General features: G+C 68.2%; 12 protein-coding genes. 5 read left to right on the top strand and 7 right to left on the bottom strand.

The features are described from left to right. Positions 1-15 precede the first annotated feature (15 nt). Together HAV22_RS15875 and HAV22_RS15870 are read right to left on the bottom strand one after the other, a co-directional pair. Complete coding sequence (locus HAV22_RS15875; protein ID WP_166860196.1) at positions 16-1,140, bottom strand: TGL-type protein-glutamine gamma-glutamyltransferase; 1,125 nt, start codon at positions 1,138-1,140, stop codon at positions 16-18. A gap of 233 nt (positions 1,141-1,373) precedes the next feature. Next, positions 1,374-2,009, bottom strand: coding sequence for an NUDIX hydrolase (locus tag HAV22_RS15870; RefSeq protein ID WP_166860194.1), 636 nt, complete (start codon positions 2,007-2,009; stop codon positions 1,374-1,376). A gap of 176 nt (positions 2,010-2,185) precedes the next feature. Here HAV22_RS15870 and HAV22_RS15865 point away from each other — a divergent pair, with 176 nt between their 5' ends. The 3 genes from HAV22_RS15865 to HAV22_RS15855 all read left to right on the top strand — a co-directional run bounded on the left by HAV22_RS15865 (position 2,186) and on the right by HAV22_RS15855 (position 4,752). Then, positions 2,186-2,752 carry a carboxymuconolactone decarboxylase family protein gene (locus HAV22_RS15865; protein ID WP_166860192.1) on the top strand — a complete coding sequence of 189 codons (567 nt, stop codon included), beginning with the start codon at positions 2,186-2,188 and terminating at the stop codon, positions 2,750-2,752. Between the two features lie 79 nt (positions 2,753-2,831). Beyond that, positions 2,832-3,986, top strand: a complete 1,155-nt coding sequence (locus tag HAV22_RS15860) for a patatin-like phospholipase family protein (protein ID WP_443098491.1) — start codon at positions 2,832-2,834, stop codon at positions 3,984-3,986. Continuing rightward, entirely contained in the window at positions 3,970-4,752 is a 783-nt protein-coding gene (locus HAV22_RS15855; protein WP_166860190.1) for a 3-hydroxybutyrate dehydrogenase, read from the top strand. Before HAV22_RS15860 ends, HAV22_RS15855 begins: the two co-directional genes overlap by 17 nt. On the opposite strand, the gene HAV22_RS15850 is transcribed toward HAV22_RS15855, so the two are convergent. The 4 genes from HAV22_RS15850 to garD form a co-directional block, all read right to left on the bottom strand. Continuing rightward, complete coding sequence (locus HAV22_RS15850; protein ID WP_166860188.1) at positions 4,753-6,420, bottom strand: beta-N-acetylhexosaminidase; 1,668 nt, start codon at positions 6,418-6,420, stop codon at positions 4,753-4,755. 63 nt (positions 6,421-6,483) lie between these two features. Next, positions 6,484-7,854, bottom strand: a complete 1,371-nt coding sequence (locus tag HAV22_RS15845) for an MFS transporter (protein ID WP_308789220.1) — start codon at positions 7,852-7,854, stop codon at positions 6,484-6,486. Positions 7,855-7,886: 32 nt separating this feature from the next. After that, entirely contained in the window at positions 7,887-8,954 is a 1,068-nt protein-coding gene (locus tag HAV22_RS15840; protein ID WP_166860187.1) for a porin, read from the bottom strand. Between the two features lie 39 nt (positions 8,955-8,993). Continuing rightward, on the bottom strand, positions 8,994-10,535 hold the full coding sequence (gene garD, locus HAV22_RS15835) for a galactarate dehydratase (protein ID WP_208296219.1): 1,542 nt from the start codon (positions 10,533-10,535) through the stop codon (positions 8,994-8,996). A 230-nt stretch (positions 10,536-10,765) separates the two neighbouring features. Between garD and HAV22_RS15830 the strand changes: the two genes are divergently transcribed. Next, positions 10,766-11,824: a LacI family DNA-binding transcriptional regulator gene (locus HAV22_RS15830; RefSeq protein WP_166860183.1), complete on the top strand. Its 1,059-nt coding sequence runs from the start codon at positions 10,766-10,768 to the stop codon at positions 11,822-11,824. A gap of 85 nt (positions 11,825-11,909) precedes the next feature. After that, the gene (gene kdgD / locus HAV22_RS15825; protein ID WP_166860181.1) at positions 11,910-12,821 is read left to right on the top strand and encodes a 5-dehydro-4-deoxyglucarate dehydratase; all 912 of its coding nucleotides are present in this window, start codon (positions 11,910-11,912) and stop codon (positions 12,819-12,821) included. On the opposite strand, the gene HAV22_RS15820 is transcribed toward kdgD, so the two are convergent. Then, the gene (locus HAV22_RS15820) at positions 12,822-15,422 is read right to left on the bottom strand and encodes a glycoside hydrolase family 2 protein (protein ID WP_166860179.1); all 2,601 of its coding nucleotides are present in this window, start codon (positions 15,420-15,422) and stop codon (positions 12,822-12,824) included. Positions 15,423-15,535 lie beyond the last annotated feature (113 nt).

Genomic DNA, 15,535 nt, shown 5'->3' with positions numbered 1-15,535 from the left:
GTACCGCCAGACCGGTCAACCAGGCAGCACGATATCCGCCGTCCCCGGGCAAACGTTGCGGGCGAACTCGCGCGAAAAATCGATGCAGCCGCCGTCCGCGTAAACGCCACGCCCATCGCGCAGGCGCGACATGCGCGCGACGACCGTCGCCAGCGCGGCCGGATTCGCAGCCGTTTCCGCCACCTTTGCGGCGACGATCGCCTCGTCCATCCGCACGTCGCCTGCCGCATCGATATAGGTGCCGTCGCGCCAGTGGTAGATCTCGAGGCATTTCGCGACCAGGCTGTACGGCCGGTCGCGCTGCCAGAAATTGCTGAAGAGGCCGTTACCCAGGTAAATCACCCACGAGCCCTCGTAACCGGATGCGTCCGACGAATGCGCGTCCGGATTGCGGAACCACACGCGGTCGCCGGGCACGTACCAGCGCGGCGGCAGCGGCGCGTCCGCGGCGCCGTACTCGACGAGGAAGACGTCGTGGAAGGCCCCCGACTGGATGGCGCGCGTTTCCCATTGCCGCTGTATCGCCGCCAGCAACGCCGGATTCACCCTCTCCAGTTCGCGCGCGATCCCGAGCAGCATCACGTATTCCGTCGCGCGGTAGCACGAAAACGCATACGTGCGCCCGTCGCCCGCCTCCGGCTGCGTCGCGAGCGTCAGCGCCTCCACCAGCGACCGGCCGGGCAGCACCGTGAACCCGCGGTCCTCGTCGTACGTCCAGTGGCTCGCGGGACGGTCCGCTTCGGCCGTGCCGAACGTGAGCTGCGTGGCACGCGCGGCCTCGACGATGTTGCGACGGATCGCCACCGCCGCCAGGAACTCGGCGGCGCTCGCGAAGTGCAGCGGGCGCGGCGCGGCGAGCATGGCGAGCACGATCTCGCGTTCGAGGTCGTGCAGGCGCACGACGGTGTCGAGGCCGAGGTCGCGACACAGGTTCAACGTGTCGCCGTCGTCGACGAGGGCGTGTGCGGCCTCGATCGACAGCGCGAACGGGCGCCCCGGCCGCGGCGGGGCGAGGCAGGTGCGCAGGCCCAGCGCATCGAGCTTGTCCAGCACCTGGCGGTGCTGCAGGGGATCGTCGGGGACGATGTCCAGGCCACCGGCATACGGCGGCGCGACTTCCGGAAAAACGGCTAACTTCACGATGCAACGGCCTCGAAAGATTGGCGGGACGAACAAAATACTTCCCAAATGCAACAGGCACGGTACGCCCCGAAACTGAGGCGGCCATTAAGCCGGCCATGGCAAACATTACAGATTGGAAAGACTTAGCATGTCTCGCTCATCGTGCATCAAACTTGAGCTCACTCAAATGCAGCATGGCGCAACCCTGTCGGAAACCAAGGAACACGATGAATCAGGACTTCGAATGCCGATCACGATGCCAGCAGCGCGTCCAGGACGGCCCGGTCCGTGTCGCGGTTCAGCAGGACGCGCGCCCGCGCCGGCGTGACGAGGTGGACGGCTTGCGATTCCCATCCCATGTGTGCCGGATGGCCGCCGATGCGGCGTGCGACATAGAACCGGGTGAACGTCTGCGTGCGCGCGAAATCGCCCAGCCAGGCCGTCAGCTCGACGTGCAGGCCGGATTCTTCCCAGACTTCACGGATCGCGGTCGCCTGCAGCGACAGGCCGGGCTCGGCGCGTCCTTTCGGAAACGTGGCCGTGTAGCCGCCGAAGGCGTTCGACGGCGCCACGAGCCACAACCGGCCATCCGCCTCGCGCACGACGGCGCCGGCGGCCGCGTGCTTGCCGGGCGGCAGGTCGAACGGCGGCTCCGCGAACGCAGGGGCCGCGTCGGTGCGACGGCACGCGGCCTCGACGGCCGAACGCGCGCACACGGCCAGCGGCACGCCGTCGAGCACGCCCTCGCACGCGCTGCCGGGCACGAAGGTCACCGCGGCCCGCGGATCGGCCAGCGCGTGGAGGTTGGCCTCGCACGATGGCGCGTGCAGGCGCACCTTGCGGCCATGCTCGTCCGGTTGCGGGTGGTAGGTCCAGGTCGCGCTCATGCTGTCGTTGCCGCGTCGAAGCGATGCCCCGACTATACCGCGCCGGCGTATGGTTTGCGTGCGTCATCCAATCGTACGGCGGCCTCATCCGCAATTTGCCAGAATGGCGCCCGGCGCAAGGTCCCGCCCCGGGCCGCCGCTTTGCCCTCCCCTTTTCATCGATACAGCGAGGAACGATGCGCTTGCCACTGATCCCCCCGGCCGAACTCAGCGCCGAACAAAAAGCCCTTTACGACGACATGCGGAAAGGGATCGCCAGCAACTTCAACGCCTTCAAGGTCGAACGCGAGGACGGCGCCCTGATGGGGCCGTGGAACCCGTGGCTGCACGAGCCCGCGATCGGCAAGGCGATCTGGAACCTGACGCTCGCGATGACGGCCAACGCGTCGTTGCCCGACAGCGCGCGCCAGATCGCGATCCTCGTCGTCGGCGCGCGCTACAACGCCGCCTACGAACTGTACGCGCACGTCGCGGTCGCCGAACGCGAAGGCATGTCCGCGGCGCGGCTCGCCGCGCTCGTCGCCGGACAGAAGCCCACCGACCTGTCGCGCGAGGAAAACGTCGCATTCGATTTTTCGTACGCGCTCGCGCGCGGCGGCGTGCTGCCGGAGCCGCTGTACCGGCTTGCGGTGGACACGTTCGGGCAGCACGGCGCCAATGAGCTGATCTACCTGGTCGGGCTGTATGCCCTCGTGTCGACGACCTTGAACGGCTTCAACGTGCCGGTGCCCGAACGTGAATAAGCGCGGCGACAGCGTGCTGCACGAGGGCACGCGCGCACCTGCCGAACAGGCGAAGCCGTGCGCGACGGAGTTCGACAGTATCGCCCTCGTCTTGCAGGGCGGCGGCGCACTGGGCGCCTACCAGGCCGGCGTGTACGAACGCCTGCTGGAAGCGGGCGTCGAACCCACGTGGGTGGCGGGCATCTCGATCGGCGCGATCAACAGCGCCATCATCGCGGGGAATGCGCGCGAGGACCGCGTGCCGCGGCTGCGCGAGTTCTGGGAGCTGGTCAGCTCGGCCGGCGCCGGCCTCGCGGGCGAGCAGTGGACCGGCATGCCGCTCGTCGATACCTTGCACGCGTGGGTCAACCAGCTGGCCGCGGGACAGGTGCTCGTGCAGGGCGTGCCCGGCTTCTTCGAGCCGCGCGTGCCGCCGCCCTACCTCGCGTGGCCCGGCACCGGCGCGACGAGCTTCTACGACACGGCGCCGCTGCGCGCCACGCTGGAGCGCCTCGTCGACTTCGACCGCATCAACGCGCGCGAGACGCGCCTGTCGGTCGGCGCCGTCAACGTCAGGACCGGCAACTTCGCCTACTTCGACAACGCCGCCGACCGCATCGGTCCCGAGCACGTGATGGCCAGCGGTGCGCTGCCGCCCGGCTTCGACGCCGTCGAGATCGAGGGCGAACGTTACTGGGATGGCGGCATGGTGTCGAACACGCCGCTCGACTGGGTGCTGTCGGCGCGTTCGCGCCTCCACACGCTCGTGTTCCAGGTCGACTTGTGGAGCGCGCGCGGCGACGTGCCGACCGACCTCGCCGGCGTCGCCACGCGCATGAAGGAAATCCAGTACTCGAGCCGCACGCGCAACGCCACCGATGCGTTCCGTCGCACGGAAAAGCTGCGCACGGCCTTCAACGAACTGCTCGCGCAAATGCCGCCGGCACTGGCCGCGACGCCGCAAGCCAGGCTGCTGGCGGAAGCGTCCGACCGCGCGCTGTACAACATCGTCGAACTGATCTACCGGTCGCCCACGTACGAGGGCCAATACAAGGATTTCGAATTCTCGCGCCGCACGATGACGGAACACTGGCAGGCCGGCTACGCGGATGCCGCGAAGACGCTGGCCCACACGGAAATCTTCAAGCTGCCGCGCCTCGAGGACAACCCGGCCGTGCACGACTTCCTGACGGCGCCGGCTCACCCCCTTCCCATCCATTCCACCGCAGAGGACAACCATGAACATGCAGGATAAGATCGCCGTCGTCACGGGCGCCGCCAGCGGCATCGGCAAGCAGATCGCGAAAACGTATTTCGACAATGGCGCGAAGGTCGCCATCGCCGACCTCGACCTGGCCGCCGCGCAGGCCGTCGCACGCGAATTCGACCCCACCGGCACGCGCGTGCTCGCGGTCGCGATGGACGTCACGAACGAGGAACAGGTCGACGCGGGCATTGCGCTCGTGGCCGACAAGCTCGGTGGCATCGACGTGCTCGTGTCGAACGCGGGGATCCAGATCGTCGCGCCCGTCGATCAATTCAAGTTCTCCGACTGGAAGAAGATGCTCGCGATCCACCTCGACGGCGCCTTCCTCACGACGCGCGCCTGCCTCAAGCACATGTACGCGCAGGGCTGCGGCGGCACCGTGATCTACATGGGGTCCGTGCACTCGAAGGAAGCGTCGGTGCTGAAGGCGCCCTACGTCGCGGCCAAGCACGGCCTCGTTGGCCTGGCGAAGGTCGTCGCGAAGGAAGGCGCCGCGCACGGCGTGCGCGCCAACGTGATCTGCCCCGGCTTCGTGCGCACGCCGCTCGTCGAGAAGCAGATCCCCGAACAGGCGAAGGAACTCGGCATCAGCGAGGAGGACGTCGTCAAGAAGGTGATGCTGAAGGAGACGGTCGACGGCGAATTCACGACCGTCGAGGACGTGGCGCAGACCGCGCTGTTCCTCGCCTCTTTCCCGTCGAACGCGCTGACCGGACAGTCCATCGTCGTCAGCCACGGCTGGTTCATGCAGTGATCAGCGGGGGCCGTCCAGCGGGCGGTAATTGACGTCCTGCGCCTGCAGCCGGTCCAGCGCGGCCGGCATGCGCGTCGCGAAACCGCCGTAATCCTTCTGCGCGCGCGGCGTCCACAAGCCTTCCGCCAGCGCCAGCAGGCGTGGCCACGCCATGTACTCGACGTCGCGCGGCGTCGGCATGTATTCCGTCCACAACTGCGCCTGGCTGCCCAGCACGCGATGCGCCTGCGCGGCCGGCAGCGCGGCCGGCAGCGGGTCGTACGCGTACACGCGCGCGAGCGTCGTCACGTCGCGCACGCCCATCGGCTCGCGGACCCCGGGGCTCTTCGGGTCGGCCTGCCAGAAGTCGAAATAGGTCTCGCGTTCCGGCGTCATGACGACGTCGTGCCCGGCCGCCGCGGCCTCGATGCCGCCCGCCTCGCCGCGCCAGCTCATCACGGCGGCGCCGGGTGCGAGGCCGCCTTCCAGGATCTCGTCCCAGCCGATCAGGCGGCGGCCATGCTGCGCGAGATAAGAGTCCATGCGGCCGACGAACCAGCTTTGCAGGCCGTGCAGCGCCGGATGCTCGGCCGGCTTGCCCTGCGCGTCGCGGTAGCCCTGCACGTCCGCGAGCGTGGTGGCCGGTGCCACGAGCCCGAGCTGCTTCATCCGGGCCAGCGCGGCCGGCGACTGCGCCCATTCCGTCTTCGGACACTCGTCGCCGCCCACGTGGATATATTGGCCGGGGAACAGGTCCATCACTTCGTCCAGCACGTTCCGCAGGAAGGCGATCGTGCCGTCTTCCACGTTGAACACCTGCGGGATCACGCCCCAGTCGGTCCCAACTTCCAGTCGCCGCTCCGGGTGGTTGCCCAGCGCCGGATACGCGGCGATGGCGGCCAGCGCGTGGCCGGGCATCTCGATTTCCGGCACGATCGTCACGTGGCGCGCGGCCGCGTATGCGACGACTTCGCGCACGTCGTCCTGCGTGTAGAAGCCGCCGTGGCGCTTCCCGTCGTAGCGCGGCGGCGAGTACGCAAGCATGCTCTCGCGCCGCCACGCACCCACCTGCGTGAGCAGCGGATAGCGCTTGATCTCGATACGCCAGCCCTGGTCGTCCGTCAGGTGCCAGTGAAAGACGTTCATCTTGTGCTGGGCCAGCAGCTCGATGTGCTTCAGCACGAACTCCTTCGGCATGAAGTGGCGGGCGGCGTCCAGGTGGCTGCCGCGCCACGCGAACCGGGGCGCGTCCTCGATGGCAACCGCCGGCAGCGCCCACGTGCGAGCTACGGGCGCATGCCGGTAGATATCCGCCGGCAGCAGCTGGCGCAAGGTCTGGATGCCGTAGAACAGGCCGGCCGGCTGCGCGGCGGAGATCGTGACGCCGCGCGCGTCGCTCACGAGGCGGTAGCCTTCCTTGTCCGTGGCGGCCGCCGGATCGAGGCGCAGGCGGATCGCATTGCCGCCGTCATGGCTGCCTACGGGCAGGTCGAATCCGGTGGCGGGCCGCAGGTAGTCGCGCAGCAGCGCCGCCTCGGGCAGCGCGGCGCCGCCGGCGACGATGCGGGTCGATGCCGTCAGCACGTACTCGCCGCTCCCCCGCTGCACGTGCGCCGGACGGGGCACGATGTCCTGCGCGTGGCAGGCTCCGATCAGGCAACAGCAGGACAGGACGGCAGCAAAGCGCATGTTTGACCCCGGCAGGAAGGAATCCGGCATTGTAGCCCGACCATGACCGGGTCGGGCGGCCGCTTATGCCGTCGAGGGCCGCAGCGATGTCACGAGCTTCACGCGCTTGATCTCGCCCACGATGAACACATAGCTGAAGATCGTGACGGCCGCATTCGCGCCCACGAACACGAGGGCGCCCGCGAACGATCCGGTGCCCTGCACGATGTAGCCGATGACGATGGGCGTCGTGATACCCGCCGTGTTGCCGAACGTGTTGAACAGCGCGCCCGACAAGCCGCCCGCTTCCTTCGGCGACGTGTCCGCGACGACCGCCCAGCCCAGCGCACCGACGCCCTTGCCGAAGAACGCCAGCGCCATCACGGCGACGACGAACATGTCGGTCTCGATGTAGTTACAGGCGATCATGCTCATCGACAGCAGCATGCCGGCGACGATCGGCACCTTGCGCGACATCGACAGCGAGAAGCCGGCCTTGGCGAGACGGTCCGAGATGGCACCGCCCGCGACGCCGCCCAGGAAGCCGGCAATCGCCGGCAGCGACGCGACGAAGCCCGCCTTCAGGATCGTCATGTGCCGCTCCTGCACGAGGTAGACGGGGAACCACGTGAGGAAGAAGTACGTCAGCGTGTTGATGCAGTACTGGCCGATGTACACGCCCAGCAGCATGCGGTTGCCCAGCAACTCCTTCATGCACGCGAGCGTGTCGACGGCGGCCGGCTGCGCCGCGGCCTTCGCGCCGTCGAGGTCGACGAGCGCGCCGCCCGCCTCGATGTACGCCAGCTCGCCGCTGCTGATCGACGGGTGGTCCTTCGGACCGTGGATGGTCTTGAGCCACACGAACGCCATCGCGATGCCGAGGGCGCCCATCACGAGGAACACGCTCTCCCAGCCGAACGAATGCACGAGCCAGCCCATGATCGGCGCGAACAGCACGGTCGCGAAATACTGCGCCGAATTGAACAGCGCGGACGCGAGGCCCCGTTCGTGCGTGGGGAACCAGGCCGACGTGATGCGGCTGTTGCCCGGGAACGAAGGCGCCTCGGCCGCGCCGACGAGGAAGCGCAACACGAACAGCATGGCGACGGCCGCCCCGCCGGTCACGAAGCCGACACCGCCCGTCAGCAACGTGAACAGCGACCACAGGAAGATGCTGAAGAAATAGGTGATCTTCGAGCCGAAGCGGTCGAGCAGCCAGCCGCCGGGCAGCTGGGCAGCCACGTACGACCACGCGAACGCGGAAAACACGAAGCCCATCTCGACGGGGGACAAGCCAAGGGCCTTGCGGATTTCCGGGCCGGCGATCGAGATCGACGCGCGGTCCGCGTAGTTGATCGTCGTGACGATGAACAGGATCGTGAGGATGCCCCAGCGCGTGCGCGAGGCGAGTGTGGTGGCGCGCGCCGGCATGGCGGCGGTCGTTGTGTGCTCCATGGTCCCTCCAAAGGTGACGGTGTCCGCCGCGCTCAGAACGTGTGGCGGATGCCGAGGTTGTAGCCGGTGTTGCCCGTACCCGACTCCGTGTTGTTGGCGACCGTGTAGCCGGCGCCGTTCTTGTTATCGATGTGCGCGTACGCCGCGTACAGGCCCGTACGTGTCGACAGCTCGTACAAGTACCCGACGCCCCACGCGCTGGCGTCCTGGTTGAAGTGCGTGCGGTCGTCCTTGTGCTGGACCGAGAACATCAGCGCGCCCGGGCCCACGGGTGCCTTGAAGCCCAGCAGCAGGTCGCGGCCGTCCGTCGACGGGGTCGGCTTCACGCCGCCGTACGGGTTGTTGGCGTTACCCAGGGTGGCGCTATTAAAACCCTTGTCGATGCCGTAAGCCGCATACAGCTTGACCCACTTGACGTCGTAGTTCGCTCCCAGCAGCGTGTTGCGGCCCAGGTCGTGGTTCGTGCCCGTCGCCGCGACGTCCGTGTTCTTGCTGTTGACTGCGAGGCGCACGCGCAGCGGACCGCTCGTGTAGTCGACGGCACCGCCGAACTGGCGGCCCGCCGACAGGACGGACTGTTCGCCCGCGCTATAGAACAGTTCCACGTTCGCGCCTTTCAGCTTCGGCGACGCGTAGGTGATGGCATTGCTGGCGCGGACGTTGGTGCCGTTGTCCGGGAAGAGATTCTTCGACGTGCCCGCATAACCGGTGCCGAACGGATCGGCCACCGCGGTCAGCGTCGTGTGATAAGGCGTGTACTGGCGGCCCAGCGCGACGGCGCCCGCAGTCGTCTTCAGGCCGACGAACGCCTGGCGGTTGAAGATCGTGCCCGCGACGTCGACCTCGCCCGTGTCGATCTTGACACCCGTCTCCAAGGTGAAGAACGCTTCCATGCCGTCGCCCAGAGCCTCGGTGCCGCGAAAGCCGATGCGCGACGCTGACGCGGCACCGCTCGTGAGCTTCGTCTGGTGCCCGGCCACGCCGCCGCTCTCGCCCACGAAGGCGGCATCGACGATGCCGTAGAGGGTGACGTTCGTCTGGGCGTGCGCGCCCGCGCCCGCGGCCAGGCCGAGGGCGGCGATCAATACTGCTTTTTTCATGTGTCTCCTTGCTGTTATCGGTATTGTGTTGGCGCCCCGTCAGGTCACCGGCGCCGGGTTGAACAACGTGAGCGCGTTATGCAGGCGCCAATGTTCGGCCCACGTCTTCTTGCGGCCGCTCGCCACGTCGAGCAGGAAGTGGAAGAGCTCCCAGCCGACGTCCGCGATCGTCGCGTCGCCGGTCGCGATGCGGCCGGCGTTGATGTCCATGAGGTCGTGCCAACGGCGCGCCAGGTCGTCGCGCGTGGCGACTTTCACCACCGGCACGGCGGCAAGGCCGTACGGCGTCCCGCGGCCCGTCGTGAACACGTGCAGGTTCATGCCGGCCGCCAGCTGCAGCGTGCCGCAAATGAAATCGCTGGCGGGCGTGGCCGCGTAGATCAGGCCCTTCTGTTGCAGCTTCTCGCCCGGCGCCAGCACGCCCGCGATGGGTGCCGTGCCCGACTTGATGATCGAGCCCATCGCCTTTTCCGTGATGTTGGCGAGGCCGCCCTTCTTGTTGCCCGGTGTCGTGTTGGCGCTGCGGTCCACGCCGCCCCGCTTCAGGTACGCGTCGTACCAGGCCATCTCGCGGATCATCGCCTGCGCGACGGCGTCATCGGCCGCGCGTGCCGTGAGTTGGGCGATGCCGTCGCGGACTTCCGTCGTCTCCGAAAACATGACGGCCGCACCGGCGCGCACGAGCAGGTCGCTGGCGAAGCCGACGGCCGGATTCGCCGTCACGCCGGAAAACGCGTCGCTGCCGCCGCACTGCACGCCCACGACCAGTTCCGATGCGGGCACCGTCTCGCGGCGGCGCTTGTCCAGTTCCGCCAGATGCTGTTCGGCCGTGCGCATGATGGAAGCGATCATGTCGCCGAAACCCACGTGCGCCGCATCCTGCAGGCACACGGTGTCGGGCTGCTCCCCGCTGCCGATCGGGATCGCGCCCGGCGGGAACATGCGCGCGGGCTGCAGCTTCTCGCAGCCCAGGCTCACGAGCATCACGCGGCCCCCGAAGTTCGGGTTCTTCGCGATGTTGCGGAGCGTCCTGATCGGGATCTCGGCACCGGGCGCGTCGATGGCGACGCCGCAGCCGTACGTGTGTTCGATGGCGACGACGTCGTCCACGTTCGGGTACTTCGGCAGCAGCTCCTGCTTGATGCGCTGGACAGCGAATGCGACCACGCCGGACACGCACTGCACCGTCTCGCTGATGGCGAGGATGTTGCGCGTGCCGACGGAGCCATCCGGGTTGCGGAAACCTTCGAACGTATGGCCTTCCAGCGGTGCCAGCGGGGCGCGCCCCCGGACGGGCCCGGGCAGGTCGTCCAGGCCGCGCGCGGCCGGCATGCCGACCAGCGATTCCTCGACCCACGTGCCGCGGGCGATCGGTTGCAGCGCGTGGCCGATCGTCACGTCGTAGCGCACGATCGGTGCGCCCTGGGCGATGTCGACGAGGGCGACCTTGTGCCCTTCCGGCACGCGCGTCGCGAGGGTCAGGCCGTCCGGGAACACGGTGCCGGCGGGCAGGCCGCCGGTGTTGACGACGATGGCGACGTTGTCGTTCTCGTGCATGCGGATAGTGCGGGGGATAGTCATCGGCGCCTCCATGATTGCGCAATCATTTCAATGCAAAGCGTCGACATCTTGCGCTCAGGGCAGAAATGACACCGCAATCATTTTTATTGTAAAGATATGCCGGTCATGCGGTCATGGTAGAAAGGCCATGGGCATCCGGCGTTTGGTATGATATCGCAATCATCTTCGAATGCAAGCGCTTTGTGATCGGATGTCGTACAAGTAATCATTCAAACAACATACAGTAGAGCATGACAGAGCCATTCGACCTTGCCGACGACGACACCCTCTCCTCCAATGGGGAACGGCCGAAAAGCATCACGCTGAAGGACGTCGCGCGGCTCGCGGGCCTGTCGCCCATCACGGTGTCGCGCGCGCTCCACAATCCGAAGCTCGTGAAGCCCGACACGATCGCGCGCGTGAAGGAAGCGGCGGCGGCGATGGGCTATATCCCGAACATGCTCGCGGGCAGCCTGGCGTCGAAGCGCAGCCAGCTCATCGCGGCCGTCGTGCCGCAGTTGTCGAACTCGATGTTCGCGGAGACCGTGCAGGGCTTGAACGACGAACTGTCCGCGCACGGCTACCAGCTGCTGCTGTCCGTGTCGAACTATTCGCGCCAGAAGGAAGACGACCTGCTGACGGCCATCCTGTCGCGCCAGCCGGACGGCATCGTCCTGACGGGCATCCACCACCAGGCCGGCGTGCGCAAGAAACTGCTGGCGACGGGCGTCCCGGTCGTGGAGGCATGGGATCTGACGCCCTCCCCCATCGACATCGCCATCGGGTTTTCGCAGGAACGGGTCGGCGAACAGGTCGCGCGCCACCTGCTGGACCGGGGCTACCGGCGCTTCGCGTCGATCTGCGCGCGCGACGAGCGCGCGAACCGGCGCCGCCTCGCGCTGGAAGCCGAGCTGCAGCGACACGGCGTGACACCGCTCGCCACCCACATGGCGACGCCGCCCACCGTGATGAACCTGGGCCGCGAAGGCCTGCGCGCGATCCTGGCGGCCGGGGATGCGCCGGAAGTCGTCGTGTGCAGCTCGGACGTATTGGCCCACGGCGCCCTCATCGAGGCGCAGGCGCAAGGCATCGCCGTGCCGGAGCAACTGGCCATCATGGGCTTCGGCGACTTCGATTTCGCCGCCTTCACGCATCCCCCGATCTCGTCCGTCCACATCGACAAGCGCGCCATCGGCGTCCAGGCCGCGGCCGCGCTCATCGCCAAGATCGAAGGCCGCCCGCTCGCGCAGAACGTCATCGACGTGGGCTTCACGCTCGTCGAGCGCGGCACCACCCGCCAGGTTGCCTGACGACGACAGGCGCAAAAATGTCTTGCGATGCCGCGCCGCCAGTTGTACGATGTCTGACAAGTTGACTCACCCATTGGAGCCCATCATGCATCCGCAAGAACTCAAACAGGTCATGTCGTCCGGCCTGCTGTCCTTCCCCATCACCGACTTCGACGCGGAAGGAAACTTCCGCCCGAGCACGTACGTCGAGCGCCTCGAATGGCTCGCCCCGTATGGCGCGACGGCCCTGTTCGCGGCCGGCGGCACCGGCGAGTTCTTCTCGCTCACGCACGACGAGTATTCGCAAGTGATCAAGACCGCGGTCGACACGTGCGCGGGCAAGGTCCCGATCCTCGCCGGCGCCGGCGGCCCCACGCGCAGCGCCATCGCGTTCGCGCAGGAGGCGGAGCGCCTTGGCGCCAAGGGCGTGCTGCTGCTGCCGCACTACCTGACCGAAGCGAGCCAGGACGGCCTCGTCGCCCACGTCGAGCAGGTCTGCAAATCCGTGAACATCGGCGTCGTCGTGTACAACCGCGCGCAATGCCGCCTGACGCCCGATTCGCTGGAAAAGCTGGCCGACCGCTGCCCCAACCTGATCGGCTTCAAGGACGGCATCGGCGACATCGAACTGATGGTGTCGATCTGGCGCCGCATGGGCGACCGCTTCAGCTACCTGGGCGGCCTGCCGACGGCGGAAGTGTATGCCGCCGCGTACAAGGCACTGGGCGTCCCGGTGTATTCGTCGGCCGTGTTCAACTTCATGCCGAAGCTCGCGATGGATTTCTATCGCGCGATCGCCAAGGATGACCACGCGACGACGAACCGCCTGCTGGACGAATTCTTCCTGCCCTACCTGGCGATCCGCAACCGCAAGGCCGGCTACGCCGTCTCGATCGTGAAAGCGGGCGCCCGCCTCGTCGGCCACGACGGCGGCCCCGTGCGCGCGCCGCTCACGGACCTGACGGAAGAAGAACACGCCATGCTGGACACGCTGATCAAGGCACAGAACGTGCGCTGATCACCAGAAGGTCGCCGGCGTTCCCGTGATGACGACGTCCGCGACGCGGCACGTACCGCCCGCCGGTGCCGTCAGGCGCAGCCGGAGCTGCCGTCCCGTCACGGCGTTCACGGGCACGTCGAGCGTGTCCGCGGTCGCCGCGGCGTCGCCCAGCGGCTGCCACACGCCGCCCGTGTCCTGCGTTTCGGCGCTCACGTCGCAGCGCCCATCCGGTGCGAACCGCACGGCCAGCCGGCCGTAGTTCACGATGCGCTCGGGATCGACGACGAGCCACGGCCCGGCGTCGCCCGGTGCCGGTGCCCACCACGTGCCGGCATCGCCATCGTTCGCCAGCGACGGCGCATGGCCGGCCGCGCTGGAACTGGCCTGCGTCGGGTTCTTCAGGCCGAACGCCTGCGCCGGTCCCACTTCCATCTTGCGCGCCACGTATGGCCGCGCCGCCGCGACGGGCGTGACGCCTTCCACGAAGCGCGGGCCGTCCGCCGTCTCCACCGTCAGCACACCATCGGCAAGGCCCGGCGACGTCGCGCGGATCCGCGTTGTGCCGCGCTGCCAGCTGCGCATCGCGATCGCGGCCTGGCCGTCGCGGATGGGGATGCCGCCGTTCGGCGTGAAGTCGATGCTGCGCCCCGTCGGCAGTTCGCCCGGCCCCGCTTCCAGCGCCAGGTGCACGGGCGGGCTGTTGGACAATGCATTCCCCTCCCAGTCGACGACGGTGACGATCAGTTGCACGTCGTCGGTGCCGTCCGCGTGGCGGATGACGGGGCTGCTGGACGTCACGCGCAGCGCGGCCGCCTTGCCCGGCTGGGGCCACGCGGGCGGCGCGATGCCGCGGTAGGCGTTGCGATACCAGTACCAGCCGCGCTTGGGCAGCCGTGCATAATCGACGAGGCCCATGGAGCCGAACTTGCCCGCGATCGAACCGTGGTCGAAACCGGCCCAGATGACTTCCCCGGACCGCCACGGGAAGCGCCACGTCGCCGGCTCGCCCGCTGTCGCGCCTGGCGTGTGTTCGATGTCGCCCCAGCTCGGGCCGTACTCGCCCGGCCGGTCGGAGATGGTCGAGCTGTACTCCGCGACGAAGTTCGCGATGCCGGGATTCGGGAACAGCACGGCGCCGTCGCCGTTATAGCCCGCGATGTCGCCGATGTGGTCGATCTCGCCGCGCTGCGCGCCGTCGACGGCCGCGGGCCGCGTCGGATCGAGCCTGTGCGACAGCGCGACTTCGGCGGCCAGCAGCTTGCGCACCTCGGGCATCGTCTCCTGCGCGGTGAAGAACACCTCGTTGTCCATGCCCCATGCGACGATCGACGGGTGGTTGCGGTTGATGCGAATGAGTTCCGCGAGCTGCTGCTTCACGCTGTCCTCGAACGCCGCGCGATGCTCGACTTCCGGCGGATACGCGGACCGGCTCCACGGGCTCTTCATGCCGGCCGTGCCCCAGAACGGCGCCTCGGGCACGAACATCATGCCGGTGCGGTCGGTCGCCTCGGCGAAATGCGGGTCGTGCGGATAGTGCGAGCCGCGGATGAAGTCGAAGCCGGCATCCTTCATCAGCTGCACATCGCGGTCGATGGCGGCGTTCGTCACCGCGTCGCCCCACCCGGCCTGGTCCTGGTGGACGTTCGCACCCCGGAAATAGCGGTGCTCGCCGTTGAGGAAGAAGCCCCGGTCCGCCGTCCATTCGATGGTGCGGAAGCCGAACGCCGTCTCGAAGCGGTCGCGCCGGCGGCCCGCCACGTCCAGCGTCGTGACGGCGCGGTACAACGTGGGCGTCTCCGGACTCCACAGGTGCAGCCCGTCCAGCCGTTTCGATTGCTGCGCGACGTCGAGCGTGCGGCCGGCCGGCACCTTGACGGAGGCGTCGGGCAGCACGGCGACGGTGGCGCCGCGGTCGTCCGCGATGCGCGTGCTGACCTTCACCTTCACGGCCTTGCTGCCGTCGTTGCGCACCTCGGTGGCGACGCGCACGGCACCGGAACGGCCGGCCAGGCCCGGCGTCGTGACGGCCGTGCCGGTCCACGGCACGTGCACGTCGTCCGTCGTCACGAGCCAGACGTCGCGGTAGATGCCGCCGCTGAAGATGTGTTCACCGGCGCGCGGCGCCAAGGTCGGGTCCCAGATGTTGTCGACACGGACGGCGATGACGTTGCGGCCTGGGCGCAGCGCGGGCGTGATGTCGACGGGGAAGCCGGTGTAGCCGCCGCGATGGCGTCCGACCTTGCGGCCATTGACGTACACGTCGGCGGTCTGGAACGCGGCCTCGAATTCGAGCGTCCAGCGGCGCGACATCGGCACGGCCGGCAGGTCGAGGTCCTTGCGGTACCAGCCGTAGCCGACGTACACCTCGGGCGCCTGGAAATACGGGGTGCTGAAGCTGTGCGGCAGGCCGATGGCCTGCCAGTCGCGGTCGTCGAAATCCGGTTTTTCGGCACCGGCGATGTCGCCCAGGTGGAAGCGCCAGGCCGCGTTGAAGTTCTGGCGCTGCCGTGCGGCGGGCGGTTCCGTGCGCGCGTCGGCCGGCGCCACGCCGGCGAGCAGGGACAATGCGAGGGCGGCACGGGCCGCGATGAGTGTCAGGGGCGCCGTGTACCAACGCATGTGTGCTCCAGTGAGGTCGTCTTCGTGCGGGAGCGTCATTGTCACGCGGCGTGCACCCGGGGCGCAATGATGAAATCCTCCGGGCCGGCGAATGATTTCCACCGGCCCGGCGC

This window comes from Telluria antibiotica, assembly GCF_011682055.1.
Classification (GTDB): domain Bacteria; phylum Pseudomonadota; class Gammaproteobacteria; order Burkholderiales; family Burkholderiaceae_D; genus Telluria; species Telluria antibiotica.
Note: the sequence above shows the minus strand (reverse complement) of the source record. Positions and strands in the feature narration are given on the sequence as shown.